Origin of the sequence: Streptomyces sp. NPDC006743, from assembly GCF_040703815.1 — a bacterium.
Lineage (GTDB): Bacteria > Actinomycetota > Actinomycetes > Streptomycetales > Streptomycetaceae > Streptomyces.
The window spans coordinates 90,001-116,224 of the sequence record NZ_JBEYJA010000012.1 but is presented as its reverse complement, the minus strand read 5'-3'; the positions used below and the strand labels follow the sequence as shown (position 1 = coordinate 116,224).

The 26,224-nt window shown below is 72.4% G+C and carries 23 protein-coding genes and 1 pseudogene; 10 read left to right on the top strand and 14 right to left on the bottom strand.

Annotated elements, in window-relative coordinates:
* Positions 1-81 precede the first annotated feature (81 nt).
* Positions 82-570 (top strand): DUF3180 domain-containing protein, encoded by a 489-nt coding sequence (locus ABZ719_RS13485; protein ID WP_366725334.1) that lies wholly within the window; start codon positions 82-84, stop codon positions 568-570.
* Positions 571-614: 44 nt separating this feature from the next.
* Here ABZ719_RS13485 and folE read toward each other — a convergent pair whose 3' ends face one another.
* The 6 genes from folE to dacB form a co-directional block, all read right to left on the bottom strand.
* A complete protein-coding gene (gene folE / locus ABZ719_RS13480; RefSeq protein ID WP_360971038.1) occupies positions 615-1,220 on the bottom strand; it encodes a GTP cyclohydrolase I FolE in 606 nt (201 codons plus the stop codon).
* A 107-nt stretch (positions 1,221-1,327) separates the two neighbouring features.
* A complete protein-coding gene (gene ftsH / locus ABZ719_RS13475; RefSeq protein ID WP_366725333.1) occupies positions 1,328-3,367 on the bottom strand; it encodes an ATP-dependent zinc metalloprotease FtsH in 2,040 nt (679 codons plus the stop codon).
* 196 nt (positions 3,368-3,563) lie between these two features.
* A complete protein-coding gene (hpt, locus tag ABZ719_RS13470) occupies positions 3,564-4,124 on the bottom strand; it encodes a hypoxanthine phosphoribosyltransferase (protein ID WP_360971411.1) in 561 nt (186 codons plus the stop codon).
* 120 nt (positions 4,125-4,244) lie between these two features.
* The gene (gene tilS / locus ABZ719_RS13465; RefSeq protein ID WP_366725332.1) at positions 4,245-5,450 is read right to left on the bottom strand and encodes a tRNA lysidine(34) synthetase TilS; all 1,206 of its coding nucleotides are present in this window, start codon (positions 5,448-5,450) and stop codon (positions 4,245-4,247) included.
* Positions 5,451-5,643: 193 nt separating this feature from the next.
* On the bottom strand, positions 5,644-6,777 hold the full coding sequence (locus ABZ719_RS13460; RefSeq protein WP_366725331.1) for a zinc-dependent metalloprotease: 1,134 nt from the start codon (positions 6,775-6,777) through the stop codon (positions 5,644-5,646).
* A 182-nt stretch (positions 6,778-6,959) separates the two neighbouring features.
* On the bottom strand, positions 6,960-8,585 hold the full coding sequence (gene dacB, locus ABZ719_RS13455; protein ID WP_366725330.1) for a D-alanyl-D-alanine carboxypeptidase/D-alanyl-D-alanine-endopeptidase: 1,626 nt from the start codon (positions 8,583-8,585) through the stop codon (positions 6,960-6,962).
* A 79-nt stretch (positions 8,586-8,664) separates the two neighbouring features.
* On the opposite strand from dacB, the gene ABZ719_RS13450 reads away from it, so the two are divergent.
* Both ABZ719_RS13450 and ABZ719_RS13445 read left to right on the top strand, forming a co-directional pair.
* Positions 8,665-9,156 carry an inorganic diphosphatase gene (locus ABZ719_RS13450; RefSeq protein WP_018568890.1) on the top strand — a complete coding sequence of 164 codons (492 nt, stop codon included), beginning with the start codon at positions 8,665-8,667 and terminating at the stop codon, positions 9,154-9,156.
* A 120-nt stretch (positions 9,157-9,276) separates the two neighbouring features.
* Positions 9,277-11,073 (top strand): threonine/serine exporter family protein, encoded by a 1,797-nt coding sequence (locus ABZ719_RS13445; RefSeq protein ID WP_366725329.1) that lies wholly within the window; start codon positions 9,277-9,279, stop codon positions 11,071-11,073.
* Between the two features lie 22 nt (positions 11,074-11,095).
* Here ABZ719_RS13445 and ABZ719_RS13440 read toward each other — a convergent pair whose 3' ends face one another.
* On the bottom strand, positions 11,096-12,208 hold the full coding sequence (locus ABZ719_RS13440) for a VTT domain-containing protein (protein WP_366725328.1): 1,113 nt from the start codon (positions 12,206-12,208) through the stop codon (positions 11,096-11,098).
* A 246-nt stretch (positions 12,209-12,454) separates the two neighbouring features.
* Positions 12,455-13,255 carry a MerR family transcriptional regulator gene (locus ABZ719_RS13435; protein ID WP_366725327.1) on the bottom strand — a complete coding sequence of 267 codons (801 nt, stop codon included), beginning with the start codon at positions 13,253-13,255 and terminating at the stop codon, positions 12,455-12,457.
* Between the two features lie 131 nt (positions 13,256-13,386).
* Between ABZ719_RS13435 and ABZ719_RS13430 the strand changes: the two are divergent.
* Positions 13,387-14,668, top strand: a pseudogene (locus tag ABZ719_RS13430) (ion channel protein).
* 96 nt (positions 14,669-14,764) lie between these two features.
* Here the strand turns inward: ABZ719_RS13430 and ABZ719_RS13425 are convergent.
* From ABZ719_RS13425 to ABZ719_RS13415, 3 genes are all read right to left on the bottom strand, one after another.
* A complete protein-coding gene (locus ABZ719_RS13425) occupies positions 14,765-15,406 on the bottom strand; it encodes a PadR family transcriptional regulator (protein WP_366725326.1) in 642 nt (213 codons plus the stop codon).
* Between the two features lie 97 nt (positions 15,407-15,503).
* Positions 15,504-16,964: an aldehyde dehydrogenase family protein gene (locus tag ABZ719_RS13420; RefSeq protein ID WP_366725325.1), complete on the bottom strand. Its 1,461-nt coding sequence runs from the start codon at positions 16,962-16,964 to the stop codon at positions 15,504-15,506.
* A gap of 153 nt (positions 16,965-17,117) precedes the next feature.
* The gene (locus tag ABZ719_RS13415) at positions 17,118-17,942 is read right to left on the bottom strand and encodes a helix-turn-helix transcriptional regulator (protein WP_366725377.1); all 825 of its coding nucleotides are present in this window, start codon (positions 17,940-17,942) and stop codon (positions 17,118-17,120) included.
* Positions 17,943-18,292: 350 nt separating this feature from the next.
* On the opposite strand from ABZ719_RS13415, the gene ABZ719_RS13410 reads away from it, so the two are divergent.
* Complete coding sequence (locus ABZ719_RS13410) at positions 18,293-18,793, top strand: ATP-binding protein (protein ID WP_366725324.1); 501 nt, start codon at positions 18,293-18,295, stop codon at positions 18,791-18,793.
* 251 nt (positions 18,794-19,044) lie between these two features.
* On the opposite strand, the gene ABZ719_RS13405 is transcribed toward ABZ719_RS13410, so the two are convergent.
* Positions 19,045-19,314, bottom strand: coding sequence for a DUF397 domain-containing protein (locus ABZ719_RS13405; protein ID WP_037850527.1), 270 nt, complete (start codon positions 19,312-19,314; stop codon positions 19,045-19,047).
* 80 nt (positions 19,315-19,394) lie between these two features.
* On the opposite strand from ABZ719_RS13405, the gene ABZ719_RS13400 reads away from it, so the two are divergent.
* The 3 genes from ABZ719_RS13400 to ABZ719_RS13390 all read left to right on the top strand — a co-directional run bounded on the left by ABZ719_RS13400 (position 19,395) and on the right by ABZ719_RS13390 (position 20,835).
* Positions 19,395-19,547 (top strand): hypothetical protein, encoded by a 153-nt coding sequence (locus tag ABZ719_RS13400; protein WP_366725323.1) that lies wholly within the window; start codon positions 19,395-19,397, stop codon positions 19,545-19,547.
* 139 nt (positions 19,548-19,686) lie between these two features.
* The gene (locus ABZ719_RS13395) at positions 19,687-20,199 is read left to right on the top strand and encodes a hypothetical protein (protein ID WP_366725322.1); all 513 of its coding nucleotides are present in this window, start codon (positions 19,687-19,689) and stop codon (positions 20,197-20,199) included.
* A gap of 102 nt (positions 20,200-20,301) precedes the next feature.
* Complete coding sequence (locus ABZ719_RS13390; protein WP_366725321.1) at positions 20,302-20,835, top strand: DUF4232 domain-containing protein; 534 nt, start codon at positions 20,302-20,304, stop codon at positions 20,833-20,835.
* A 254-nt stretch (positions 20,836-21,089) separates the two neighbouring features.
* On the opposite strand, the gene ABZ719_RS13385 is transcribed toward ABZ719_RS13390, so the two are convergent.
* On the bottom strand, positions 21,090-22,310 hold the full coding sequence (locus ABZ719_RS13385; protein ID WP_366725320.1) for a DUF2786 domain-containing protein: 1,221 nt from the start codon (positions 22,308-22,310) through the stop codon (positions 21,090-21,092).
* A 155-nt stretch (positions 22,311-22,465) separates the two neighbouring features.
* Here ABZ719_RS13385 and ABZ719_RS13380 point away from each other — a divergent pair, with 155 nt between their 5' ends.
* The gene (locus ABZ719_RS13380; protein WP_366725319.1) at positions 22,466-23,239 is read left to right on the top strand and encodes a Clp protease N-terminal domain-containing protein; all 774 of its coding nucleotides are present in this window, start codon (positions 22,466-22,468) and stop codon (positions 23,237-23,239) included.
* Between the two features lie 55 nt (positions 23,240-23,294).
* Positions 23,295-24,989 (top strand): bifunctional 3'-5' exonuclease/DNA polymerase, encoded by a 1,695-nt coding sequence (locus tag ABZ719_RS13375; protein WP_366725318.1) that lies wholly within the window; start codon positions 23,295-23,297, stop codon positions 24,987-24,989.
* Positions 24,990-25,111: 122 nt separating this feature from the next.
* On the opposite strand, the gene ABZ719_RS13370 is transcribed toward ABZ719_RS13375, so the two are convergent.
* Entirely contained in the window at positions 25,112-26,011 is a 900-nt protein-coding gene (locus tag ABZ719_RS13370; RefSeq protein ID WP_366725376.1) for a glycosyltransferase, read from the bottom strand.
* Between the last annotated feature and the right edge of the window lie 213 nt (positions 26,012-26,224).

The following is a 26,224-nucleotide window of genomic DNA, read 5'->3' as shown; positions in this document are numbered from 1 at the left end:
GGACGGCACGGCCGGTCCGCGGCCGGCCGCCACGAGTCGCCGGGACGCCCGACCACGGTCCGGGGGAGCTGAAGGGACACCGTGAAAGAGCTGCGCATCAGGGTGCTGGCGGGCGTGTTCGTCGTCGCCGGAGTGCTGTCCTGGGCGGGCGCCCGCCTGTGGAACGCGGTGGGGACCCTGCCCAGCGTCCCCCTGGCCGCCCCCATCGTCCTCGCCCTGATCGCCGTGGTCCTGGTGTCCACGGCGCTCTCGCTGCGCGCCCGTCTCAGGGCCCAGCGCGAGCGCCGTCCCGGTGCCAAGGGCGTCGACCCGCTGATGGCCGCCCGCGCGGTGGTTTTCGGCCAGGCCAGTGCCCTGGTCGCGGCCCTGGTCGCCGGGATGTACGGCGGGGCGGGCGTCTTCCTGCTGGAACTGCTCGACCTGCCCACTCGCCGCGACCAGGCCATCTACGCGGGCGCGTCGGTCCTGACAGGCCTCGCGGTGATAGCGGCGGCCCTCTTCCTCGAACGGGTCTGCAAGCTCCCCGAGGACGACGACCAGGACCACGGCGGCGCCGAACCGGTGGCCTGAACCACCGGCCCGTCAGCCGTACGGCAGCAGCGCGGCGCCGCCGCTCAGCGCGCCATGATGAGGCTCATCGCCTCGTTCCGCGTCGCCGCGTCGCGCAGCTGGCCGCGCACCGCCGAGGTGATGGTCTTCGCGCCGGGCTTGCGGATGCCCCGCATCGACATGCACATGTGCTCGCACTCGATGACGACGATGACGCCCCGCGGCTCCAGGATCTCCATCAGCGAGTCGGCGATCTGGGTGGTGAGTCGTTCCTGCACCTGCGGGCGGCGGGCGTAGACGTCCACGAGACGGGCCAGCTTGGACAGGCCCGTGATCTTCCCGCTGCCGGCCGGGATGTAGCCGACGTGCGCGACCCCGCGGAACGGCACGAGGTGGTGCTCACAGGTCGAGAACACCTCGATGTCCTTCACCAGCACCATCTCGTCGTGGCCGAGGTCGAACGTCGTCGTCAGGACGTCCTCCGGCTTCTGCCACAGCCCCGCGAATATCTCCTTGTACGCCCGCGCCACCCGCGCCGGGGTGTCCCGCAGGCCCTCGCGGTCCGGGTCCTCGCCGACCGCGATGAGGAGTTCGCGTACGGCGTTCTCGGCGCGCTTCTCGTCGAACTCGCCGATGGCTCCCTCGACGTCCAGCGTCACGGGGTCGGTCATGTGAAGCCTCGTTCCTGTCTGTCTCAGCTGCGGACATGCGAAATGCCGCGCCCCCCAGGCTAGAACCTGGGGGGCGCGGCATACATTCCGGGGCCGGTGGGCTCCGGTCAGCTCTCCGGGCGGTCCTCCGGTGCCTGCTCCGTCGCCGGGGCGGGCTCGGTGGCCGTGGACTTCACGGTGCTGATCGCCGCCGTGGCGCCGTTCGCCCCGTTGGTGAGGGCCAGCTCCTTGGGGGAGAGCACCGGCGGCCGGGTGGAGGGGGTGCGGCGCGAGGAGCCGGTCCACGCGGGCCGCGGCGGACGCTTGACGATGGGGGCGAAGATCTCGGCGATCTCCTCCTTGCCCAGCGTCTCCTTCTCCAGCAGGGCCAGGACGAGGTTGTCGAGCACGTCGCGGTTCTCGACCAGGATCTCCCAGGCCTCGTTGTGCGCGTTCTCGATGAGCTTCTTGACTTCCTCGTCCACCAGGGCGGCGACCTCTTCCGAGTAGTCGCGCTGGTGAGCCATCTCACGGCCGAGGAACGGCTCGGTGTTGTCGCCGCCGAACTTGATCGCGCCGAGACGCTCGGTCATGCCGTACTGCGTGACCATCGCGCGGGCCGTGGAGGTGGCCTTCTCGATGTCGTTCGCGGCGCCGGTGGTCGGGTCGTGGAAGACCAGCTCCTCGGCCGCACGGCCGCCGAGCATGTAGGCCAGCTGGTCCAGCATCTCGTTGCGCGTGGTCGAGTACTTGTCCTCGTCCGGCAGGACCATCGTGTAGCCGAGGGCCCGGCCGCGGGACAGGATCGTGATCTTGTGGACCGGGTCGGAGTTCGGCGAGGCCGCCGCGACCAGGGCGTGACCGCCCTCGTGGTACGCGGTGATCTTCTTCTCCTTGTCCGACATGATCCGTGTCCGCTTCTGCGGGCCCGCGACCACGCGGTCGATCGCCTCGTCCAGCATCTTGTTGTCGATCAGCTTCTGGTCGCTGCGGGCCGTGAGCAGCGCGGCCTCGTTCAGCACGTTGGAGAGATCGGCACCGGTGAAGCCGGGAGTGCGGCGGGCGACGGCGGCCAGGTCGACGTCCTTCGCGACCGGCTTGCCCTTCTGGTGGACCTTGAGGATCTCCAGACGGCCCTGCATGTCCGGGCGGTCGACGGCGATCTGCCGGTCGAAGCGGCCGGGGCGCAGGAGGGCCGGGTCGAGGATGTCGGGCCGGTTGGTGGCGGCGATCAGGATCACGCCGCCCTTGACGTCGAAGCCGTCCATCTCGACGAGCAGCTGGTTCAGCGTCTGCTCGCGCTCGTCGTGACCGCCGCCGAGGCCGGCGCCGCGGTGACGGCCGACCGCGTCGATCTCGTCGACGAAGACGATCGCCGGGGCGTTCGCCTTGGCCTGCTCGAACAGGTCACGGACACGGGAGGCACCGACACCGACGAACATCTCGACGAAGTCGGAACCGGAGATCGAGTAGAACGGGACCCCGGCCTCGCCCGCGACGGCACGCGCGAGCAGGGTCTTGCCGGTGCCGGGCGGGCCGTAGAGCAGCACGCCCTTGGGGATCTTCGCCCCGACGGCCTGGAACTTGGCCGGCTCCTGGAGGAACTCCTTGATCTCGTGGAGTTCCTCGACGGCCTCGTCGGCGCCCGCGACGTCCGAGAACGTCGTCTTCGGGGTGTCCTTGGTGATGAGCTTGGCCTTGGACTTCCCGAAGTTCATGACCCGGGAGCCGCCGCCCTGCATCTGGTTCATCAGGAACAGGAAGACGACCACGATGAGGACGAAGGGCAGCAGGGAGAGCAGGACCCCGAGGAAGGGGTTCTGCTTGGACGGCGAGACCGTGTAGCCGTCCGGGATCTGCTTGTGCTGGTACTTGTCCTGCAGCGTGTTGGCGAGGGCTGCGCCCTGGTCGCCGATGTAGCTCGCCTGGATCTTCGAGCTGCCGGAGACCTTCTGGCCGTCCTTGAGCTCGACCTTGATGGTCTGCTCGTCGCCGGTGGTCAGCTTGGCCTGCTGGACCCGGTTGTCATTGATCGCTGCTACGACCTGGCCTGTGTCCACCGTCTTGTAGCCGCCGGACGAGCCGACGACCTGCATCAACACGACCACGGCAAGGACGGCCAGCACGATCCACATGACCGGCCCACGGAAGTATCGCTTCACGTCCATCCATACGGAGCGGTGCCGCCCCGTCCCTCCTGCCATAGTGAGTTTGATAAGACAGTTCTTCTGACGGTACCCCAGCATTGTGGCTCGAAGCCGCACGGGAGAGCTGGCGTTCCCGTCTGCATGCTCCAACGGCTCCGGGGCCGCAGGGGTTCCCGATCACGGTACGGGCTGCGCCCTTCCGGGTCAGCCGGGGCGGTCAGCCGCCGTAGACGTGGGGGGCGAGCGTACCGACGAACGGGAGGTTGCGGTACTTCTCGGCGTAGTCGAGGCCGTAGCCGACGACGAACTCGTTGGGGATGTCGAAGCCGACCCACTCCACGTCGATGGCGACCTTCGCGGCGTCGGGCTTGCGCAGAAGGGTGCACACCTTCAGCGAGGCCGGCTCGCGCGAACCCAGGTTCGACAGCAGCCACGAGAGGGTCAGGCCGGAGTCGATGATGTCCTCGACGATCAGGACGTGCTTGCCCTTGATGTCGGTGTCCAGGTCCTTGAGGATCCGCACGACACCGGAGGACTGGGTGCCCGCGCCGTAGGACGACACGGCCATCCAGTCCATGGTGAGGGGGGTGGACAGCGCCCGGGCCAGGTCGGCCATGACCATGACCGCGCCCTTGAGCACACCGACGATCAGCAGGTCCTTGCCCGCGTACTCCGCGTCGATCTTCGCGGCCAGTTCGGCCAGCTTCGCGTCGATCTCTTCCTTGGTGATGAGCACCTGCTGGAGGTCGGCACCCATGTCTTTCGCGTCCACCCGCATCACTTTCGGTCGGTCGTCCCGCATTGACGGCTCACGGCTGCTCCGGTCCTCCCGGCGGGGGGTCCGGCCGCCGGAAGCCTCCCCGGCGGGGAGACCGGCGCCTCCCCCGGGGGGAAGGTTTCAGCCTTGCCGAATCACCAGTCTGCCACCCTGGCGCCGGGCGACGACTTTGCCCGGGAGGTTGATGGCCCCCTGACCGCGCCAGCCGGTGATCAGCCGGTCGACCTCCTCGATGTGGCGGGCGAACAGGGAACCGGCGGGGGCCCCGGCGTCGATGGCGGCGCGGCGCAGCACCCGGCGGCGTACGGCGGGCGGCAGGTCGTGCAGCTTGGCGCACTCCAGGCAGCCCGCGTCGTCACGGGCGGTGGCCTCGGCCTGACCGGCCCAGGCGTCCAGGGCGTCGGCGTCGTCGCGGGAGAGCTGGGCGGTGCGGGCCAGGGCCTCGACGACGCCCTTGCCCAGTGCCTTCTCCAGGGCGGGCAGGCCCTCGTGGCGCAGCCGGGAGCGGGTGTAGGCGGGGTCGGCGTTGTGCGGGTCGTCCCAGACGGGCAGCGACTGGACCATGCAGGCCTTGCGGGCGGTCTGCCGGTCGATGTGCAGGAAGGGCCGCCGGTAACGGCCGCCGGCCCCCGAGACCGCGGCCATGCCCGACAGGGAGCGGATGCCGGAGCCGCGGGCGAGGCCGAGCAGCACCGTCTCGGCCTGGTCGTCACGGGTGTGGCCGAGCAGGACCGCGCGGGCTCCGTGGCGGTCGGCGGCGGCGTCCAGGGCGGCGTAGCGCGCGTCGCGGGCGGCGGCCTCGGGTCCGCCGTCGCGGCCCACGGTGACGGCGACGGCGTCGACGGGGCCGAGGCCCAGCTCGCGCAGCCGCTGGGCGACCTCGTCGGCGCGCAGGTCGGAGCCGGGCTGCAGGCCGTGGTCGACGGTGATGCCGCCGGCGCGGATGCCCAGCTTGGGCGCCTCGAAGGCGAGGGCGGAGGCGAGCGCCATGGAGTCCGCGCCGCCGGAGCAGGCCACGAGGACGAGCGGCGAGGGACGTCCGGGGCCGGGCGGGGCGTCGTGCGCGGCGGCGCGCGGACCGCGGGCCGGCGTACGGCTCGGGGTCGGCACGCCGAGCGGGGGGCGCCCGGGCAGCTGCGCGGGCCGCGGGCCGGGGGCGGTGTGCCGCTCGGGGGCGCCGTACGCCGTCTGCGCGGCGTGCGCGGTCTGGAGTTCGGGGCGGGGCAGCCCGGCGGGGGGCGGCGCCGGGGTCTGCTCGTCGAGGATGTCGTTCAGGACGCGGCGTACCGCCAGGCGTATCGCCGCGACCGCAGGATGGGGACCCATGTCCGGTTCCCTTCACGGAAGTTTTCGGGGGGTGAGCCCGAGATCGGTCACTCAGAGTGCGTCGATGGTGACAGAAACGGGCCGTTCCCCGAGCATTGCACGCCTACCCCTCGCTCACGGTCCCTCGGACGGGTGATTGGAGGGGCGTTCGCCTGCCGTCGGCCGGATTCGGTTCACCCCGTCCGCGCCGGGTTCACGATTCGGCCTTGCGGTGCACCCGCGCGACCCAGTCCGCCGGTTTGGCGATCTCCGCCTTGGTGGGCAGCGTGTTCGGGGAGGTCCACACGCGGTTGAAGCCGTCCATGCCGACCTGGTCGACGACCGCGCGGACGAACCGCTCCCCGTCACGGTACTGGCGCAGCTTGGCGTCCAGGCCCAGCAGCTTGCGCAGCGCCGAGTCGAGCCGGGAGGCTCCCTTGGCGCGGCGCTGCTGGAACTTCTCGCGGATCTCCGCCACGGTCGGCACGACCTGGGGACCCACTCCGTCCATCACGTAGTCCGCGTGGCCCTCCAGGAGGGACATCACGGCGGTGAGCCGGCCGAGGATCTCCCGCTGGGCGGGGGTCTGCACCAGTTCGACGAGGGAGCGCCCGCCGTCGTCCTCCTCGCCCTCGGGCCGCCCGCCGACGAGCGACTGCGCGGCCTCGCGGATGCGCTCCAGGAAGGCCATGGGGTCGACGTCGGTCTCCGACAGGAACGACTGGATTTCACCCTCGAGGTGGTCGCGCAGCCAGGGCACCGCCGTGAACTGCGTGCGGTGGGTCTCCTCGTGCAGGCACACCCACAGGCGGAAGTCGTGCGGCTGTACGTCGAGTTCGCGTTCGACGTGGACGATGTTCGGGGCGACGAGCAGCAGCCGTCCGCCGCCGTTCGCGCCCGCGGGCAGGTCGCGGGTGGCCGGGGCGAAGGTCTCGTACTGGCCGAGGACCCGGGAGGCGAGGAACGACAGCAGCATGCCGAGTTCCACGCCGGTGACCTTGCCGCCGACGGCGCCGAGCACCGCGTTGCCGGGGCTGGTGCCACGCCGCTCCTGCATCTTGTCCAGCAGGGGCTTGAGCAGTTCCCGGAATCCCGCGACGTTCGCCCGGACCCAGCCCGGGCGGTCGACGACCAGCACGGGGGTGTCGTGGGTGTCCTCGGTGCCCAGGCGGGTGAACGCCCGCACGTGCTCCTCGGAGACCTTGGCGTGCCGGCGCAGTTCGGCGACGACGGCGCGGGCGTCCTCGCGGCTCACCTCGGGGCCCGGCCGGACCAGCCGGGTCGCGGTCGCCACCGCGAGATTCCAGTCGACCATCCCGGGACTTGCGGCACCACCGATGCTCGTCATGTGTCAACGGTACGTGAGCGCCGCCGCTCGGGGCAGGGCGGCGGCACGGGCCCCGCGATCCGGGTTCGGGCCGGACCGCGCGGCGGCCCCGGTCGAAGGAGGGCGCCGCGCCCGGCCGGAGGGGCCGGACACCGGCCCACCGGCTTCCCGGCCGCCTGGTGCGGCGCCTCCTGACCGCGGCACTAGCCGCAGCCGCAGGCCGCGAGGGCCGTCGCCGTGTGGTCCAGGGCCGACTGGGCCGCCTGCGGGTCGGTCGTGCCCTCGGTCAGGAAGGCGAAGGCCAGCAGGCGCCCGTCGCGGTCGACGGCGGTTCCCGCGAGCGTGTTCACACCGGTGAGCGTGCCCGTCTTGGCCCGGACGATCCCCGCGGCGCCGTCCTGGGCGTAGCGGTCGGCGAGGGTGCCGGTGAAACCGGCGACCGGCAGGCCGGTGAGGACCGGGCGGAGGCCGGGGCGGGCGGGATCGGCGGCCGTGCGCAGCAGGGCGGTCAGCAGGTTCGCGGTGAGCCGGTCGGTGCGGTCCAGGCCGCTGCCGTCGTGGAAGGCGGTGCCGGCCAGCGGCAGGCCGAGCCGCTCCAGCCGGGCGGCGACCGCCCGGGCGCCGCCGGCGAAGTCGGGCCGTTCGCCGCCGGCCGCGGCGGTCTGCCGGGCCAGGGCCTCGGCGATGTCGTTGTCGCTGTTGGTGAGCATGCGTTCGACGACGTCGGACAGCGGCGGGGAGGACACGGTCGCGAGGGTCTGCGAGCGGCCGGTCGCCTTGGAGGGGCCGGGGGCGGTCGTGCGGACGCCGTGGTCCGCCAGGAAGCGGCCGAAGGCGCGGGCGGCATCGGCGGCCGGGTCGTCGGCGCGCGGCGCGGGACCGTGGTCCGAGCCGTCGGTGCGGGCCTCGTCGGCCGTCAGCGCGCTGACCCGGGCCAGGTTCTCGTTCACGCCGATGGGGTGCAGGCCGGAACCGGCGTACAGGGTGGTGTCGTAGGACAGCGTGACCCGGTGCAGGCCGCGCGCGGCCAGGGCGGTGGCGGTGGCGTCGGCGAGGGTGCGCAGGCTCGCCGCGCCGCGGGCGTCCTCGCGGGCGGTGAGCGTGGGGTCGCCGCCGCCGACCAGCACGAGTTCCCCGGTGTCGGGTTCCAGGGCGGCGCGGGTGGTGAACCGGTGGTCGGGGCCGAGGGCGGACAGGGCGGCGACGGCGGTGGCGATCTTGGTGGTGGAGGCGGGGGTGAGGCCGTCGCCGCCGTCCTTGCCGTACAGCTGCCGGCCGGTGGTGACGTCGACGACCACGGCGGAGCGGCGGGTGCCGAGGGCCGGGTTCTCCAGGAGTGGGTCCAGGACGCCGGCGAGGGCCGGCGCGCCCGCGGCCGGTTCGACGGTGCCGCCCGTGCCGCCCAGGCCGATCAGCACGGGGGCGGCGCTGGGCGCGGGCCGGGGAGCGGACGCGGCGACTCCGCCGGACATATCGGAATCACGGCCGTGATCTGCGCCACCCGCGTGCTCCAGGGCGGCGGCCCGATCCCGCTCGGCCGTACGCTGACCGGTGGAGTCCCAGGGACCGGCGGCAGTCACCACCCCGGCGGCCAGCGCCAGCCCGGCGGTGGCGGCGCCGGCGGTGTACTGCCACGTCCTCGGCCGCCCCGGCCGGTGCCCGGTGGCCTGCGTGAGCCGTGCGACCCACGGCCGTGCGGACCGCACGGCCCCTGTCGGACGCGGCTGCGCGGACCGCGCGACCCGTCCCAGACGCGGCCGCGAGGACCGTTCCAGGCGTGCCAGCCGCTTCCTCGCGGCCTGCCAGCCCCTCAGCTCCGGCATGACCACCAGCCCCTTTCGCGATCACACACCTGCGTGAGGGACACTTAATCACCAGAACTATGTGCTGATCATGGAGGAGCCACCGGTGGAGTTCGACGTCACGATCGAGATCCCGAAGGGTTCGCGGAACAAGTACGAGGTGGACCACGAGACCGGTCGTATCCGCCTGGACCGTCGACTCTTCACTTCGACCAGCTACCCGGCCGACTACGGCTTCGTCGAGGACACCCTCGGCGAGGACGGCGACCCGCTGGACGCGCTGGTCATCCTGGACGAGCCGACCTTCCCCGGCTGTCTCATCAAGTGCCGCGCCATCGGCATGTTCCGGATGACGGACGAGGCCGGCGGCGACGACAAGCTGCTGTGCGTGCCGGCGTCCGACCCGCGTGTGGAGCACCTGCGTGACATCCACCACGTGTCGGAGTTCGATCGCCTGGAGATCCAGCACTTCTTCGAGGTCTACAAGGACCTGGAGCCGGGCAAGTCGGTCGAGGGCGCCAACTGGGTGGGCCGCGCCGACGCGGAGGCCGAGATCGAGCGCTCCCGCAAGCGCTTCGAGGAGCACGGCGGTCACTGACCGCACCTCGTCCACGGGCCGCGTCCACCCCACCGGGTGTGACGCGGCCTTTGGCATGCGGGGGTGGGTACCCGCGCATACTGAGGCTTACGGAAGGTGTCGTTCAGGGAGCGTTGCCCAGTGACGGATGCGGAGGACCGCAAACCGCAGTCGGACGAGGCGAGGAGTGACTACGCGTCGCGCGCCACCCCGCCCGCGGACTCGGCGGTGACGCAGGCGACGCAGGTGATTCCCGTGGTGTCTGTGACGCAGGTGATTCCTGCGGCGCCGGTGACTCCGGTGACCTCGGGGACCGACAACGAGTCGTCGACCACGTCCGAGTTCGCCCTCCCGCAGGGGCTCGCGGTGCCCCGTACCGGCAGCGAGTCCGAGACGACGTCGGAGTTCGCCCTCCCGGACGGCCTGGAGGTCCCCGAGGCGGGCGCCTCCGAGTCCGGGGGATCGGCGTTCAGCCCGCCGAGCACCTACAACGCCCGCGAGGCGCCGTACGCGTTCACCCCGCCGAGCGGCACCCCTGCGGTCAGCCTGATCAAGGACGCCCCCTGGCAGGACCGGATGCGCACGATGCTGCGCATGTCGGTGACCGAGCGGCCGGCGCTGGAGTTCGTCCAGAAGGCGGAGGAGGGCGGCCCGGCCGTCCCGCGCGTCCTCGACCTGACCCTCCGGATCGGCGAGCTGCTCCTCGCCGGCGGTGAGGGCGCCGAGGACGTGGAGACCGCGATGTTCGCCGTCTGCCGCTCCTACGGCCTGGACCGCTGCGAGCCGAACGTCACCTTCACCCTGCTGTCGATCTCCTACCAGCCGTCCCTCGTGGACGACCCGGTGACGGCCTCCCGCGTGGTGCGCCGCCGCGGTACCGACTACACCCGCCTCGCGGCCGTCTTCCAGCTCGTCGACGACCTCAGCGACCCGGAGACCCACGTCTCCCTCGAGGAGGCCTACCGGCGGCTGGCGGAGATCCGCCGCAACCGGCACCCCTACCCCGGCTGGGCCCTGACCGGCGCCGCGGGACTGCTCGCGGGCGCCGCCTCCGTGCTCGTCGGCGGTGGTCCGCTGGTGTTCGTGGTGGCCGCGCTCGGCGCGATGCTCGGCGACCGGCTGGCGTGGCTGTGCGCCGGACGCGGGCTGCCGGAGTTCTACCAGTTCACGGTCGCGGCGATGCCGCCGGCCGCGATCGGTGTGGCCCTCACCGTGGCGGACGTCGACGTGAAGGCGTCCGCGGTCATCACCGGTGGTCTGTTCGCGCTGCTGCCGGGACGGGCGCTGGTGGCCGGGGTGCAGGACGGCCTGACCGGCTTCTACATCACGGCCTCCGCGCGCCTGCTGGAGGTCATGTACTTCTTCGTCGGCATCGTCACCGGTGTACTGCTGATCCTGTACTTCGGCGTGAAGCTGGGCGCGCAGCTCAACCCGGACGCGGCGCTCGTGGGCAGCCAGCGGCCGGTGCTCCAGATCGTCGCCTCGATGCTGCTGTCGCTGACCTTCGCCGTGCTGCTCCAGCAGGAGCGGTCCACCGTGCTGTGGGTGACGCTCAACGGCGGGGTGGCCTGGGTGGTGTACGGCGCGATGCACTCCGTCGGCGACATCTCGCCGGTGGCCTCCACTGCGGCGGCGGCGGGTCTGGTGGGGCTGTTCGGGCAGTTGCTCTCCCGTTACCGGTTCGCCTCCGCGCTGCCGTACACGACCGCGGCGATCGGGCCGCTGCTGCCGGGCTCGGCGACGTACTTCGGTCTGCTGTCGATCGCCCAGAACCACGTCGACAAGGGGCTCGTGTCCCTGGCCAAGGCGGTCTCCCTCGCCATGGCCATCGCCATCGGGGTGAACCTCGGCTCCGAGATCTCCCGGCTGTTCCTGCGGATGCCGGGAGCGGGCAGCGCGGCGGGGCGCCGCGCTGCGAAGCGCACCAGGGGCTTCTGAGCCGCCCGGCGCGCGTGCCGTCTCACGGGGCGCGGTAGTAGCCCTGGCCGTAGGGGCCCTGCTGCTGGGGCCCCTCGTAGTCCTCCTGCTGGTGGCCGTACGGCTGGCCCTCCTGCTGGTTGCCGTACGGCTGCTGCTGCGGCTGCGGCTGGGGCTGCTGGTTGCCATACGGCTGGTGCTGGTGCTGGTGGGGCTGCTGGGGCTGAGGCTGCTGCGGGTACTGGCCGTCGGCGTACCGGCCCTGGTCGTAGCCGTACGGCTGCTGCGGCTGCGGCTGCTGCTGGTGGGGCTGCTGGGGCCGGCCGGGGTGCTGCTGGGGCTGGGGCTGGGGCTGCTGAGGCCGCGGGCCCTGCTGGTGCGGCGGCTCGATGCGGCGCAGCTGGGTGGTCGCGTCGTCCATGACGGGCTGCTGGTACTGCTGGGGCTGCTGGTACGGCTGTGCGTACTGCTGCTGGTACCCGCCCGGGACGGCGTGCTCGGGCCCGGGGGCCGCGGGCGCGGGCTCCGGCTCGTTCCTGGCCTTGGCGCGGGCGCGCAGGAACTCGATGGCGATCGGGACGACCGAGACGAGGACGATCAGGATGAGGATCGCCTCGATGTTGCTCTTGACGAAGTCGATCTTGCCGAGCCAGGAGCCGAGCAGCGTCACACCCGCGCCCCACAGGACACCGCCGATGACGTTGAAGGTCACGAACGAGCGGTACCGCATGCCGCTGACGCCCGCGATGATCGGCGTGAACGTCCGCACGACGGGCACGAAGCGGGCCAGGACCAGGGACTTCGGGCCGTACTTCTCGAAGAACTCGTGCGCCTTGACCACGTTCTCCTGTTTGAACAGGCGGGAGTCGGGGCGGTTGAAGAGGGACGGGCCGACCTTCTTGCCGAACATGTAGCCCGCCTGGTCGCCGAGGACCGCCGCGAGGCAGATCAGGGCGATCGCCGCCCACAGCGGGAAGTCCAGCTGGTGGGAGGTGATCAGCAGGCCGCAGGTGAACAGCAGCGAGTCACCCGGCAGGAAGAAGCCGATCAGCAGGCCCGACTCGGCGAAGACGACGAGGAGCAGGCCCCAGATGCCGAAGGTGTCCAGCAGGTAGTTCGGATCCAGCCAGCTCGGGCCGAGGGCAAGCGTCATCACGGTTCCGGGCTCCTGATGGGGTGAGGACGGTCGGTGGCGGGTCGGCCTCCGGGTACTGCCGCACAAAGTATCAACGGATGGTGTACGGCTCAGGTTCCACCGGGTTCCGAGGGATGCGCTGTGCACCGCCTCGGTCCAGGCTGTCCCCCCGGCGGTCCCGCGCGTAAGGGGCGCCCACCCAGGTGGGCGCCCCTTACTACGTCCCTGCCGTCACCTCGTCCCGCGCGTATGGCCCCTGGCCGCGTGTCACCTGCCCCCGGCCCCGCCGCCGTCCTCCCCGCCGTCGTCCTCCCCGTGGCGGGCGGCGTTGGCGAGGATCGCCGCCTTGAGGTGCTCGGCCGTACCCGGCCCCATGGAGTCGTAGTAGGCCTTGAAGCGCTCGTCCGCGACGTACATCTCCCCCAGGCTGCGGTGCATCTCGTACGGGCATTCGAAGAACCATCTGCCGATGTGCCGGCGGTGCTCCTCGGCCAGGTCCATGGCCGCCCGGCCGGCCGGCGGCTCGCCCGCGGCCACCAGGGCCGCGTACCGCTCGCCCCACGCGTCCACCTCGGCCTGGATGCGCTTCCAGTCCTCCTTGGAGTAGCGGGCGGCGCGGCGCTGCGACTCGGCGTACGCCTCGGTGCCTCCCCAGCGCTGCTCGGCCTCCTCCGCGTACTGCTCCGGATCCTTGTCCCCGAACACCTCGAAGCGCTCCTCGGGGGTGAGGTTGATTCCCATCCTGCGTGCCTCCATGGCCTGCTCCACGGCCGCGGCCATCTTCCGCAGCTTCTCGATCCGGGCGGTCAGCAGTTCGTGCCGGCGGCGCAGATGCGCGCGCGGATCCGCGTCCGGGTCGTCGAGCAGCGCCGCGACCTCGTCGAGCGGGAAGCCCAGCTCCCGGTAGAACAGGATCTGCTGCAGCCGGTCGAGGTCGGCGTCGCCGTAGCGCCGGTGCCCCGCGTGGCTGCGCCCGCCCGGAACGAGCAGGCCGATGTCGTCGTAGTGGTGCAGGGTGCGCACCGTCACCGCGGCGAAACCGGCGACCTGGCCCACGGTGTAGCTCACTTTCCGCTCCCTTCTGCGTACGCGCTCCACGGTCCTTCCTCACGTCGCGTGAGGTGCAAGCCGGTTTCCGTCCCGGTCGTTTCACGCGCGTTCACACCGGTACGCCGGATCAGTCCGTTTATCGTGTGCCGGTGGCCCAGGACCCCGAGCAGCAGGCAGCCGCCGCACCGGCCGTACCGGCGGCCCCGGCCCGCGCGCTGCTGCCCCTGATCCTGCCCGCTCTCGTCACCGGCGCCGGCTGCAGCCTGCTCCTGCTGGTGGTGAGCGGGGCGGCGGAGCGGCTGCAGGGCGCTTTGTGGGGCGACCTGCCGGACGCGCTCGGGGTCGGCCGGTACTCCGTGGGATGGATGCTGGCCGTGCTGACCGCGACCGGGGTCCTGGTGGGGCTCGTGGTGTGGAAGGCGCCGGGGCACGCGGGCCCCGACCCGGCCACGCTCGGTCTGTCGGCCGCCCCGATGGCCCCGGCCGTCCTGCCGGGGCTGCTGCTGGCGACCATGCTGATGCTGGCCGGCGGGCCCAGCCTGGGCCCCGAGAACCCGATCATCGCGGTCAACGTGGCCCTGGCGTTCTGGTTCGGCCGCAGGCTGCTGCCCCGGCTGCCGGGCGCGCTGTGGCCCGCGCTGGCGGAGGCGGCGACCATCGGGGCCCTGTTCGGGACGGCGGTGGCCGCCGCGCTGGTCATCTCCGAGTCGCTGGCCGGGCGGCCGATGAAGGGGGCGCTGTGGGACAACCTCTTCGCGCCGCTGGCGGCGGGCGCCGCGGGCGCCATGACCACGACCGTGCTCGCCCGCCCCGCCTTCGATCTCGGGCTGCCGCCGTTCGGGCGCCCGCACGGGGGTGACGTGCTCGCCGCGCTGGTGATCTCCTCGGCGGGCGCGCTGCTCGGCCTCACCGCCGTGTACGCCTTCCCGTACGTCCACCGGGTCTTCGCCCGGCTCGGCCATCCGATGATCGCCCTGCCGGCCGGCGGCCTGGTGCTCGGTCTGCTGGGGGCGCTCGGCGGTCACCTGACCCTGTTCAAGGGGCTCGCGGAGGTCGCCGAACTGGCCCGGCACCCCGAGGACCGGTCGGCGGGGCAGTTCGCCGCGCTGGCCGCGGTGAAACTGGCGGCGCTGCTCGTGGCGGCGTCCTGCGGCTTCCGCGGCGGCCGGATCTTCCCGTCCGTCTTCATCGGCGCCGCGCTCGGGCTGGCCGCCCACGCCCTGGTGCCCTCGGTGCCGCCCGCGCTCGCCGTGGCGGCGGCCGTCCTCGGCATGCTGATGGCCGTCACCCGGCAGGGCTGGGTGAGTCTGTTCACGGCCGCGGTCCTCGTCTCCTCCCCGTCCGTGCTGTCCCTGCTCGCTGCCGGCCTGGCTGCTGGTGACCGGCAGGCCGCAGATGCAGCTGCGGGCGGACGGTACGGCGGTCCGCTGACCGCCCGCCCCGCGCACGGGCGCCCTCGCCCGGGCGCCGAGACCGACCCGCCCGGTGCCCTGCCCCGCGCGCGGAATCCCCGCTGCCCGCCCTTGATCAGCGGGCGTCTCCCCGGTGCGGCCGGTTCGTGGCGTACGGGTTCTCCTGGCCTTCCTCCAGCACGCCGGAGAAGGGCTCGCCCTCGCCGGCGAAGGTGTACGCCCCGCCGCGGACGCGGTCGATCAGCCCCCGCGTCCACTCGGCGCCGGCGTCGGCGGAGTGCACCCAGAAGTTCATGATCTCGCCGATGTGACCGAGCGGGCCGGGGCCGTCCTCGGGCGTGTAGTACTCGGTGACCGACCTGCGCCACTCCTCGATGCCGCGCACCCGCTCCTCGAGGAGGGCGAGCGCCTCCTCCCGCTCCAGGTCGACCATGAAGCCGAGGGCGGCGGTCAGCACGTCGGGGCGCTGGTCGTAGGCGGTGAGGTACTCGCGCAGCAGCGAGAAGTACTCCTCGGTGCCCTGGGCGGTGATCTCGTACTCGACGCGCGGCGGGCCGCCCGCCGTGGACGGCGCGACCTCGTGCGCGTGCAGCATCCCCTGCTTGGCCATCTGCTTCAGGGCGTGGTAGATCGATCCCGGCTTGGCGTTGGACCACTCATGGGCGCCCCAGTACTCCAGGTCGTTGCGCACCTGGTAGCCGTGGGCCCGCCCGTGCCGGCGGACGGCGCCGAGCACGAGGAGACGGATCGCTGACATGCGGTCCAGGTTATTGCCGGGGCCCCGGCGGCCCTCGCGTGGGCGGCCGGCCGGGGCCGGACCCGGCTCAGGTCAGGTCAGGTCAGGTCAGGTCAGGTCAGAACGGGAACCCGCTCCGGCCGTGCTGGACGGAGATCCACTTGACCGTGGTGAAGGCGTCCACCGTCGTCTCGCCGTTCAGGCGGCCGATGCCGGAGTGCTTCTCGCCGCCGAAGGGCACCAGGGGCTCGTCGTGCACGGTGCCGTCGTTCACGTGGAACATGCCGGTGTCGATGCGCTTGGCGAAGGCCACGCCCCGCTCGATGTCGCCCGTGTGGACGGCGCCGCTGAGGCCGTAGGGGGTGTCGTTGACGATCCGGACCGCCTCCTCCTCGCCGTCGAAGGGGATGAGGAAGGCGACCGGTCCGAAGACCTCCTGCTGGAGCAGGGCCGAACCGGCCGGGACATCCGTCAGGACGGAGGGGGCGACCAGGTTGTCGGTGGTGGTGCCGCGCACCAGCGCGGTGGCGCCCTCCGCGAGGGCCTGCTCGACGACACCCGAGACGGCGTTGGCCTGGGCGGAGTTGATCACCGGCCCGATGACGGTCTGCGGGTCACGCGGGTCGCCGACCTTCAGCGACTTCACCTTGGCGACGAACTTCTCGGTGAACGCGTCGGCGATCGAGCGGTCCACCAGGACCCGGTTCGCGGCCATGCACACCTGGCCCTGGTGGACGTAGCGGCTGAAGACGGCCGCGTCGACCGCGTAGTCCAGGTCGGCGTCGTCCAGGACTACGATCGCGCTGTTGCCGCCCAGTTCGAGGATCGTGCGCTTGAAGTGCGCGGCGCAGACGGTGGCCACGTGCCGGCCGACCTTGTCGGAGCCGGTGAAGGAGATCAGCTTGGGGATCGGGTGCTCGATGAAGGCGTCACCGATCTCGGCGATGTCCGTGACGACGACGTTGAGCAGGCCGCCGGGCAGGCCCGCGTCCTCGAAGATCTTCGCCACCAGCGTGCCGCCCGCGACCGGCGTGTTCTGGTGCGGCTTGAGCACCACGCCGTTGCCGAGCGCGAGCGCCGGGGCGACCGACTTGACCGACAGCAGGAAGGGGAAGTTGAAGGGGCTGATCACACCGACGACGCCGACCGGGACGCGGTAGACGCGGTTCTCCTTGCCGTCCGACGGCGAGGGCAGGATCCTGCCCTCCGGGGCCAGCGCCAGGTGGACCGACTCGCGCAGGAACTCCTTGACGAGGTGCAGTTCGAAGGCGGCCTTGAGGTGCGTACCGCCCAGCTCGGCGATGATCACCTCGGTGATCTCCTGCTCGCGTTCCTCGACCAGGCGCAGCGCCTTCTCGAAGACCGCGCGGCGCGCGTAGGGGTTGGTGGCGGCCCACTGCTTCTGGGCGCGCGCCGCCGCCCGGTACGCCTCGTCCACCTCGTCGGCCGTGGCTATGGTGATCGAGGCCAGCTTCTCGTCGTCGTACGGATCGAAGTCGATGATGTCCCAGGAACCGGTGCCCTGACGCCACTCGCCGTCGATGTACTGCCGGGCCAGGTCGGTGAAGTAGGACGACATGTGATCCCTCGAATCCCAGGCGCTCGCTGTCTGATCGAACGTCATCGTACGTGCGGGCGAAGGACGTTGGGGGCGTATTGCTACTTCCCGGTACGGACCCGGGCGGCCCTGGGCCGTGCCGGCGGCAGGGCCCGGGAGAGCCGGCGAAAGACCCTACGAGAGCTGGAGCAGGCCCCGCAGCACGTCGCGGCTCTCGTCCGGCCCGGGACTGTCGTGCTGGAGCTCCTTGAGCGCCCTCTCGTACTGGGTGACGTCCTCGCGCTTGTCCAGGTAGAGCGCGCTCGTCAGCTGCTCCACGTAGACGACGTCCGACAGGTCGGACTCGGGGAAGCTGAGGATGGTGAACGCCCCGGACTCGCCGGCGTGACCGCCGAAGCTGAACGGCATGACCTGGAGCCGCACGTTGGGCCGCTCGGAGAACTCGATCAGGTGCTGCAACTGGCCCCGCATGACCTCGCGGTCGCCGTACGGGCGGCGCAGGGCCGCCTCGTCGAGGACGATGTGCAGCTCCGGGGCGTTCTCGGAGACGAGGTACTTCTGCCGCTCCAGGCGCAGCGCCACCCGCCGCTCCACGTCCGCCTCGCTCGCGCCCTGCATGCCGCGCCGGACCACCGCCCGGGCGTACGCCTCGGTCTGCAGCAGCCCGTGCACGAACTGGACCTCGTAGACGCGGATGAGTGACGCGGCGCCCTCCAGGCCCACGTAGGTGGGGAACCAGTTGGGCAGGACGTCGGAGTAACTGTGCCACCACCCCGCGACGTTGGCCTCCCTGGCGAGCGAGAGCAGCGAGGTGCGCTCCGCGTCGTCGGTGATGCCGTACAGCGTCAGCAGGTCTTCCACGTCACGTGTCTTGAAGCTCACCCGGCCCAGCTCCATACGGCTGATCTTCGACTCCGAGGCGCGGATCGAGTACCCCGCCGCTTCCCGCGTGATCCCCCGTGCCTCTCGCAGTCGCCTCAGTTGCGAGCCGAGCAGCATGCGCCGCACCACCGATCCGGGCTCTCCCGCGCTCACCTTCGCCAGCCTCCCCAGCCGTCCTCAAGGGCCGAAGTCTGCCACTAAAACACTTCGAGCAGTACTCGGGTGATTACGGAAACGGAAAGAGATCACAGAAAACGTGCAGCGTAAGGCAAGAAGGAGGCCGACGACGATCGAGAAGATGGCGGAAAAAATGACCAACAAGCGGTACAGGTAGGTCCAATTCCGTCACGTGCACGTGCATCTGCCCTTGCATCTGCCCTGCGCATCCGAAACCATGGTCCCGCGCCACCGCTGCATCGCAACGACCAATGCATCGCAACGATCGCGATTTCCCGGGAGTGCCTCGCATGGGGACGAATGGATCGACCATGCTCCAGCCGTTACGGCAGGGCCTTCCGCCGCTGGACCCCTCGGCCGTGTGCGACGCCGCCTCCTGCGCCCTGCCCGCCCGCTACGAAGCCGTCCGCGAGGCCCGCCAGTTCACCCGTGCCACGCTCGAGCAGTGGAATCTGGGCGACCGCTTCGACGACGTCTGCCTCGTGGTCTCGGAACTCGTCACCAACGCCCTGCGGCACGCGCTGCCGGACGGGCCCGCGGCGTGCGGCCGCGAGCAGGTCCCCTCGGTGCGCCTGCACCTGATGCACTGGACCGAGCGGCTGGTGTGCGGCGTGCGCGATCCCAGCCAGGACAGTCCGGTCGCCCGCGACACCGACGACTTCTCGGCCGAGTCGGGGCGCGGCCTGTTCCTCGTCGACTCCTTCAGCGACGGCTGGGGCTGGCACCCGCTGGCCGGCACGCTCGGCGGCAAGGTCGTCTGGGCCCTGTTCCGGCTGCGCGCCACCGACTGAACGAACGTTCGGCCGGACGGACGGGCGGGGCGTACGGCCCGTCCGGAACGGCGCTCCTTCGCCCGGCTCCACTCCACCGCGCCCGGTTGCGGCCGGTTCTGACGCCTGCCGCCCGTGCGGTCCCCCGCAGCCGCCCCTGCCCCAGGGTCCCGTACGCCGTCGGTTCCCGGCTCCCGTGTTCCGTACGGTTCCGGTGTCCGTACGGTTCCGGGTGCCGCTGCTCGGTTCCCGTACCCCGGCGGCCCGTACCGTCAGCCGGCGATCAGGTGGTCGAACTCGCCGTCCTTGATCCCCAGGAGCATCGCCTCTATCTCCGCCCGGGTGTAGACGAGCGCCGGACCGTCGGGGAACCGGGAGTTCCGGACGGCCACCTCGCCTCCCGGGAGCCGCGCGAACTCCACGCACGAGCCCTGCGAGTTGCTGTGCCGGCTCTTCTGCCAGGCCACCCCGCGCAGGTGTGTGGCCGCCATCCCGTTGTGCACGTCGCACTCCCCGTACACGCCCTCGACGTCGTGGTTCACAGGTCGCTCCCCGGTGGTGCACTGGCTGGTACGGCCATGGAATGCATCGGTCAACTGAACCGGATCATAACCTTGTTCATGTGCAGGTGCATGAGCAGATGCACGTGCACGCGGAGTGCCTCGACGATTACAGCTTTGACGAGCCCTTTACCGGAGCTGTTGTGCGTTTGCCCCGGGAAGAGGTGGGCATGCGCGGCCCGTTCTCCGAGGATCCGCCCGCGTGCTCGCGGTGAACGTGCACGGAGGAAAGACGCACGGGGAGCCCCCGGTGTTCCGTTCGCCGCCGATGAGCTTCGTGCAGGTGACCCGGTAACCTGCTCCGGTCGTACCGGCCGCCGGCGGGCCGGCCGGTTTCCAGGTGGGGGGATCTCAGTGACCAGGACGACCACGGGAGCGCGGATCGCGGCCGCGGGGCTGCTCGGCGCCCTCACGCTGACCGCGTGCGGCAGCGGCGGGGACCCGGATTCCGGGAGCGGCGCCTCCGCCGCCACCCCCTCGTCGAGCAACAGCGCGGGGGCCGCGTCGGGCGGGGAGACCGTGTCCGGCGGGAGCGGCACGGGCGGGGCGGGCGCCGAGGACTCGCCGTTGAGCGGGAGTTGGCTCACCACCAGCGGCGGCAAGGCCGTCGTGCTCATCATCACCGGCCGGCAGGCGGCGCTGTTCTCGACGGACCGCACCACGTGCACCGGCACCGCGGCCGCGCAGGCGGGCAAGGGCACGATCCGTCTGAACTCGTGCAAGCAGCGTTCGGCGGGCACGGTCGACTCCGTCAACAAGACCACTCTCCAGGTGACCTGGGAGGGTGGACTCGGCAAGGAGACGTACACCCGGGCCGAGGGCGGGGCGCTACCGTCAGGGCTGCCCACGGCGAGCCCCGGCGCCTGAACGTCCGCGACGTCCGCCCGGTCCGGTGGCGGGGCGGGCAACCGCGCCGCACGCTCGTACGTGATGATCCTTGAGCATCGTCACGACCCGAGGAACCAGTACATGCGCGCCTTTCCGATCACCGTCACCGCCGTCGCCGCGGCCCTCCTCCTCGCCGCCTGCGACAGCGGTGACGGCAGCAGCGGCACCGACACCGGCAGCAAGAACACCGACAACGCCGCCTGCCGGATCGGTGAGGTCGGCCTTCAAGTGGGCCCCGCCAACGCCGCTCCCGCCGCGGGCGACACCGGCGACGTCCCCGTCACCCTGACCAACCGGGGCGACCGGTGCACCCTGAACGGTTTCCCGGGGGTCACCCTCTCCGCCGGGAGCACCTCCGCACGCGTCCCGGAGGACAAGACCGGCCGGCCGCAGGAACTCACCCTCGCCAAGGGCGACACCGCGTCCTTCACGCTCACCTACGTGCGGGGCAAGGAGGGCGACGCGAAGGCCCTGGGGGCGGCCTCGCTCAAGATCGCCCTGCCCGGCGCGGCCGAGGACCGGACCTTCAAGTGGTCCTACGGCCCGGTGCAGGGCAAGAAGAGCGCGGCCGAACCGGACGCCTCGGTGACGGCCTTCCAGCAGGCCGGTGACTGAGCGGGCCGGGAACTGACCGGACCGGAGTGAGCGCTCCAGGGGCCGGGGGCCGAGCAGGCCGGGGAGTGAGCAGACCCGGGAGCCGGGGCGGGCGCCCTAGGCGGGCGGCGCGAGGGCCGGTGGGTGTGCGCGGGCGTGTGCCGCGCCGGCGCCGGGAGCGGCGTACGCCTGAGCCGGGGCCGGGCGCGGCAGCCCCGCCCCGGCCCGCGGCAGGGTGCTGCTCCTCACCCCAGCCCTCGTCAGCCCGGTCCTCGTCACCCCAGTCTTCGCCGGGACTTCATCTGGGCCCGGTCGGCGGCCTGGGCGCCCTCCGTCCAGCCCGCGGCGTCACTGACGCCGCGCAGCCGGGTCGTGGTCGTCTCCGGGAACATGCGCTCCAGCCGGTCGGTGACCGCGAGGTCGCGGCCGGCGAGGACGGGCAGCAGGTCCTCGGTCACCTGGGTCTCGGCGGCCGCCGCCAGACGGATGCCGATGCGGTGGGCGTAGGCGGCGAGGAAGGACTGCCGGAAGGTCTTCGTCCGTTTGCGCCCGCCGGCTCTCTGGGCCGCCTCGGCCCGCGTCATCGCGGTCGTGGCCTGCACGAGGAGTGAGGTGTACAGCAACTCGACCGCGTCCAGCTCGGCCTCGAAGCCGACGACGGTGGAGAAGCCCAGGGGCTCGTTCCACACGGCCCGGCAGTGGTTCGCGGTGGCGACCGCGTCCAGCAGGACGGCCTTGGCCTGTTCGTACGGCGGTTCGACGCCGATCCGGCAGGCTCCGGGCGTGCCGGGCGCGGGGGCGCGGGCGGCGAGCAGCGCTTCGTCGACGCTGTGCCGGGCCATCAGCTCCTGGGCCTTCGCGCTCAGCGCCTCCGCCTCCTCCGGGAACCCGGTGGCCTCCGCCTTGGCCAGCAGCGCCCGGATGCGGCCGAGCACGCGGGACTCACCGGCCGGTGCCGCGGACGGGCGCCCGGCGGACGGCTCCAGGTGTTCGAGGACGGGCAGCCGCAGGAGCAGGCGGTACAGCTCCAGCACGGCGGTGGCGTAGGTGAAGCGGTCGGTCCGGGGCGGCGCGCCGGTGGGCAGCGCGTCGAGCTGGGCGGTCCAGCGCCGGCCGCGCGGAAGGTCGTGCGGGGCCTGCGCGCGGATCAGACCGGCCACGAGCCCTGCGTGCGCCTCGCCCAGCTCCCGCCCCGCGATCCGCACGACGTCGGCGGGCTGCCAGCCGCGCTGCCACGCGGTCGCCACGAACTCCCGGCCGCGCCGGTCGAGTTCGGCGTCCGCGGCGGGGTCGGCCGCGAGCAGGGAGGCACCGGCGTCGAGGGCGTCGTCGGAGGCGGCGTAGAGGGCGGCTCGGAAGGCGCGGTCGACGGTGCCGGACTCACCGGGCCCGCCGGACTCACCGGTGGGCCCGGAGGAGCGGGAGGAGCGGGAGGAGCCGGAACTCCCGGCGGCGCGGGAGCTTCCGGAGGAGCGGGACGTGCGGGACGTGGTCACGGATCGATCGTGCCACGAGGTCGAGAAAGCGGGATTCTTCGTCCACAGCCTGTGGAAAACCTACGGCGGGGTGAGCGATGGCATCCCAGGAAAGCCGCCGAGATCAATGTCAACCCAAGGTTGACACCCCCTACTTGTCAACCTATGGTTGACACATGACGAACCCCATCCGGTCGACGGTCCGTCTCGACGACCTCATCTCGGCCATCAAGCAGGTCCACCAGGAACCCCTCGAACAGCTCCAGGACGCCGTGCTCGCCGGCGAGCACCTCGGCGAGGTGGCCGACCACCTCATCGGTCACTTCGTGGACCAGGCCCGCCGCTCCGGCGCCTCCTGGACCGACATCGGCGCCAGCATGGGCGTCACCCGCCAGGCCGCGCAGAAGCGGTTCGTGCCCAAGGAGTCCGCCGACCTCGACCCCAGCCAGGGGTTCAGCCGCTACACACCCCGCGCGCGGAAGGTCGTCATGGCGGCCCACGAGGCCGCGAAGTCCGCCCGGAGCACCGAGGGACTGCCCGCGCACCTCGTCCTCGGTCTGCTCACCGAGCCCGAGGCCCTCGCCTCCCAGGCGATCCGGGAGCAGGGCGTCACCCTGGAAGCCGTCCGCGAGGCCGCGACCGCCGCGCTGCCGCCCGCGTCCCCCGACGCCCCGGACCTCGTCCCCTACGGATCCGCCGCCAAGAAGGCCCTGGAACTCACCTTCCGCGAGGCCCTGCGCCTCGGTCACAACTACATCGGCACCGAGCACATCCTGCTGGCCCTGCTGGAACTGGAGAACGGCGAGGGCCTGCTGAGCGGACTCGGCCTCGACAAGGCGCGCACCGAGGAGTACGTCACGCGCACCCTGGAGAAGCTCCTGGCCGACCGCGAGGAGGGCGAGGCACCCACGGCAACCCCCTCGGAATCGCCCTCGGCCCCCTCCGAGTGATCCTGCGGGCCGCAGGTCAGGGGCGATTGTCACAGGCGCCTGCGACACTCACGGCATGACCGACCGGTGGGCTCTCGCTCCGGCCGAGGACGGCGGCGCCGACGTCGTACCCCTCGGCCCGGACGGGCTGCCCGCCGGACCGGTGCGCCGCGAGCCGGACCTCGCCGGGGCGGTGCGCAGCAGGCCGGACGTCACGCGGTGGGTGTGGCGGTCCACCGCCGAGGTCTACCCGCGCCTGCTCGCCGCGGGCGTGCGGGTCGAGCGCTGCTACGACATCGAGGACGCCGAGACGCTCCTGCTCGGCCACGAGGGGCACCACGGCGAGCCGCGGTCGGCGGCGGCCGCCCTGGCCCGGCTGCGCGGCGGTCCCGTACCGCCCGACCCGCCGCTGCGGCCGGCCGCACCCGGCGCGCAGTCCCCGCTCTTCGAACCGCAGGACGCACCCCTGCCCCTGACGGACCTGCTCGCGGTCTACGCCGAGCAGCAGCGGCGGCACGAGCGGACCGCCCACCCGGACCGCATGCACCTGCTGACCACCGCCGAGTCGGCCGGGATGCTGGTGGCGGCCGAGATGAACCGCGCGGGCCTGCCCTGGAGCGCGGACGTGCACCGCCGGGTGCTGCACGAACTGCTCGGCGAGCGGTACGCGGGCGGCGGTGAGCCGCGCCGCCTGGCCGAGCTGGCCGACGAGGTGTCGGCCGCCTTCGGCCGCCGGGTGCGGCCCGATCTGCCCGCCGAGGTCGTCAAGGCGTTCGGCCGGGCCGGGATCAAGGTCAGGTCCACCCGCCGGTGGGAGCTGCAGTCCGTGGACCACCCGGCGGTGGCGCCCCTGCTGGAGTACAAGAAGCTGTACCGGATCTGGGTGGCCCACGGCTGGGCCTGGTTGCAGGACTGGGTGCGCGAGGGCCGGTTCCGCCCGGAGTTCCTGGCCGGCGGCACCGTCACGGGGCGCTGGGTGACCAACGGCGGGGGCGGGCTGCAGATCCCGAAGGTGATCCGGCGGGCCGTGGTCGCCGACCCGGGCTGGCGGCTGGTGGTGGCGGACGCCGACCAGATGGAGCCGCGGGTGCTGGCGGCCGTCTCCCGCGACCCCGGCCTCATGGAAGTGGCCGGACGGCCGGACGACCTCTACCAGTCGGTGTCCGACCGCGCCTTCTCCGGCGACCGCGCCCAGGCCAAAGTGGCCGTGCTCGGCGCGGTCTACGGCCAGACGTCCGGGGACGGCCTGAAGAACCTGGCCGCGCTGCGCCGCCGTTTCCCGCGCGCGGTGGCCTACGTCGACGAGGCCGCGCGGGCCGGTGAGGAAGGCCGGCTCGTACGGACGTGGCTGGGGCGCACCTGCCCGCCCGCGGCGGGCTCCGCGCAGGACGACGCGACGCAGGAGGCCGGCCTCCCGCAGGACGAGCCGGAGGAGCGGGCCGCCGGCCAGGGCTGGACCCCGGGGTACGCCTCCGGTGACGTGCGGGCCCGGGGCCGCTTCGCCCGTAACTTCGTCGTCCAGGGCAGCGCGGCCGACTGGGCCCTGCTGATGCTCGCCGCGCTGCGCCGCTCCTGCCGGGACCTGGCCGCGGAGCTGGTCTTCTTCCAGCACGACGAGGTGATCGTGCACTGCCCGAAGGAGGAGGCCGACACGGTCGTCGCCGCGATCCGGGAGGCGGCGGACCTGGCGGGGCGCCTCACGTTCGGCCCGACACCGGTGCGGTTCCCGTTCACGACGGCGGTGGTCGAGTGCTACGCGGACGCCAAGTGACGCCCGGCGGCCAGGGCGCGTTCGGTCCGGGACCACCATGCTCCGCGGACCGGGCATCCGCCGGACACCGACGGACGGCAACCGGACGGCGACACGGCGGCACCAGGGCGGCGGTGCGGCCGTCAGATGATCGGGGGGCGGCCCAGCCGGGTGAGCCGCCACACCGTGCGCCAGCGCATGGGCCGCCGTTCGCCCGCCGGCCGGCGCAGCCCCTCCGCGAAGCCGCCGAGCCACGCCCGCAGTCCGGCGGCCGACCGCGTCCGCAGGAGAGTGAGGAGCGTCCAGACGCCCAGGTGGACGGGGACGAGGACGAGCGGCAGCCGGCGGCGGACCAGCCAGACCCGGTTGCGGGCGGTGACGCGGTAGTAGATGGCGTGCCGCGCCGGCGAGGTCTTCGGGTGCTGGAGCAGCAGTTCGGGCGCGTAGAGGATCTTCCAGCCGGCGTCGGCGGCGCGCCAGGCCAGGTCCGTCTCCTCGTGCGCGAAGAAGAACTCCGGGGGCCAGTCGCCGGTCTGTCCGAGCATCCGCATGCTCAGGGCGTGGCCGCCGCCGAGGAATCCGGTGACGTACCCGCCCCGCATCGGGTCGGCGGAACCGAGCCGGGGCACGTGCCGCTGCTGGGTCTCGCCGTGCTCGTCGGCGATGCGGAAGCCGACGATGCCCAGGTGCGGATCGGCGGCGTACAGGTCCCGTACGCGGCGCAGCACGTCCGCGTCGACGAGCAGCCCGTCGTCGTCGAGTTCGACGACCACGTCGATGTCGCCGTACTCGCGCAGCCGGGCGAGGGCGACATTGCGGCCGCCGGGGCAGCCGAGGTTGTCGTCGACGTCGATGGCCGTGACCTCGCCGGGCAGCGAGAGCCGGCGGGCGAACTCGGGCAGCCGGCAGCCGTTGCCGACGATCACGATGCGGGCGGGCGCGAGATCCTGTTTGGCCACGGACTCCAGCAGGGCGTCGACCTCGGCGGGCCGGTTGCCCATGGTCACCACGGCGACGGCGATCCTCGGTTCCCTGGCTCCCACCGCTTCCACCACTCCCGCTCATCCCGTCCGGCGACGGCGGCGCCCGCGCTTTCCCGCGCGGCACCCCGCTCCCCGCCCGTCCGTCGTCGTCCGGCCGTCCTCGTTCACCAAGATGTTGCCTCATTTCCGCCGGTTGTCCCGACACGACATCGCTTTGCCTCCTCTTTCCGCTCCCTGCCGCGATTCAACGCTGTGAACAAAAGGGGCGCCCGG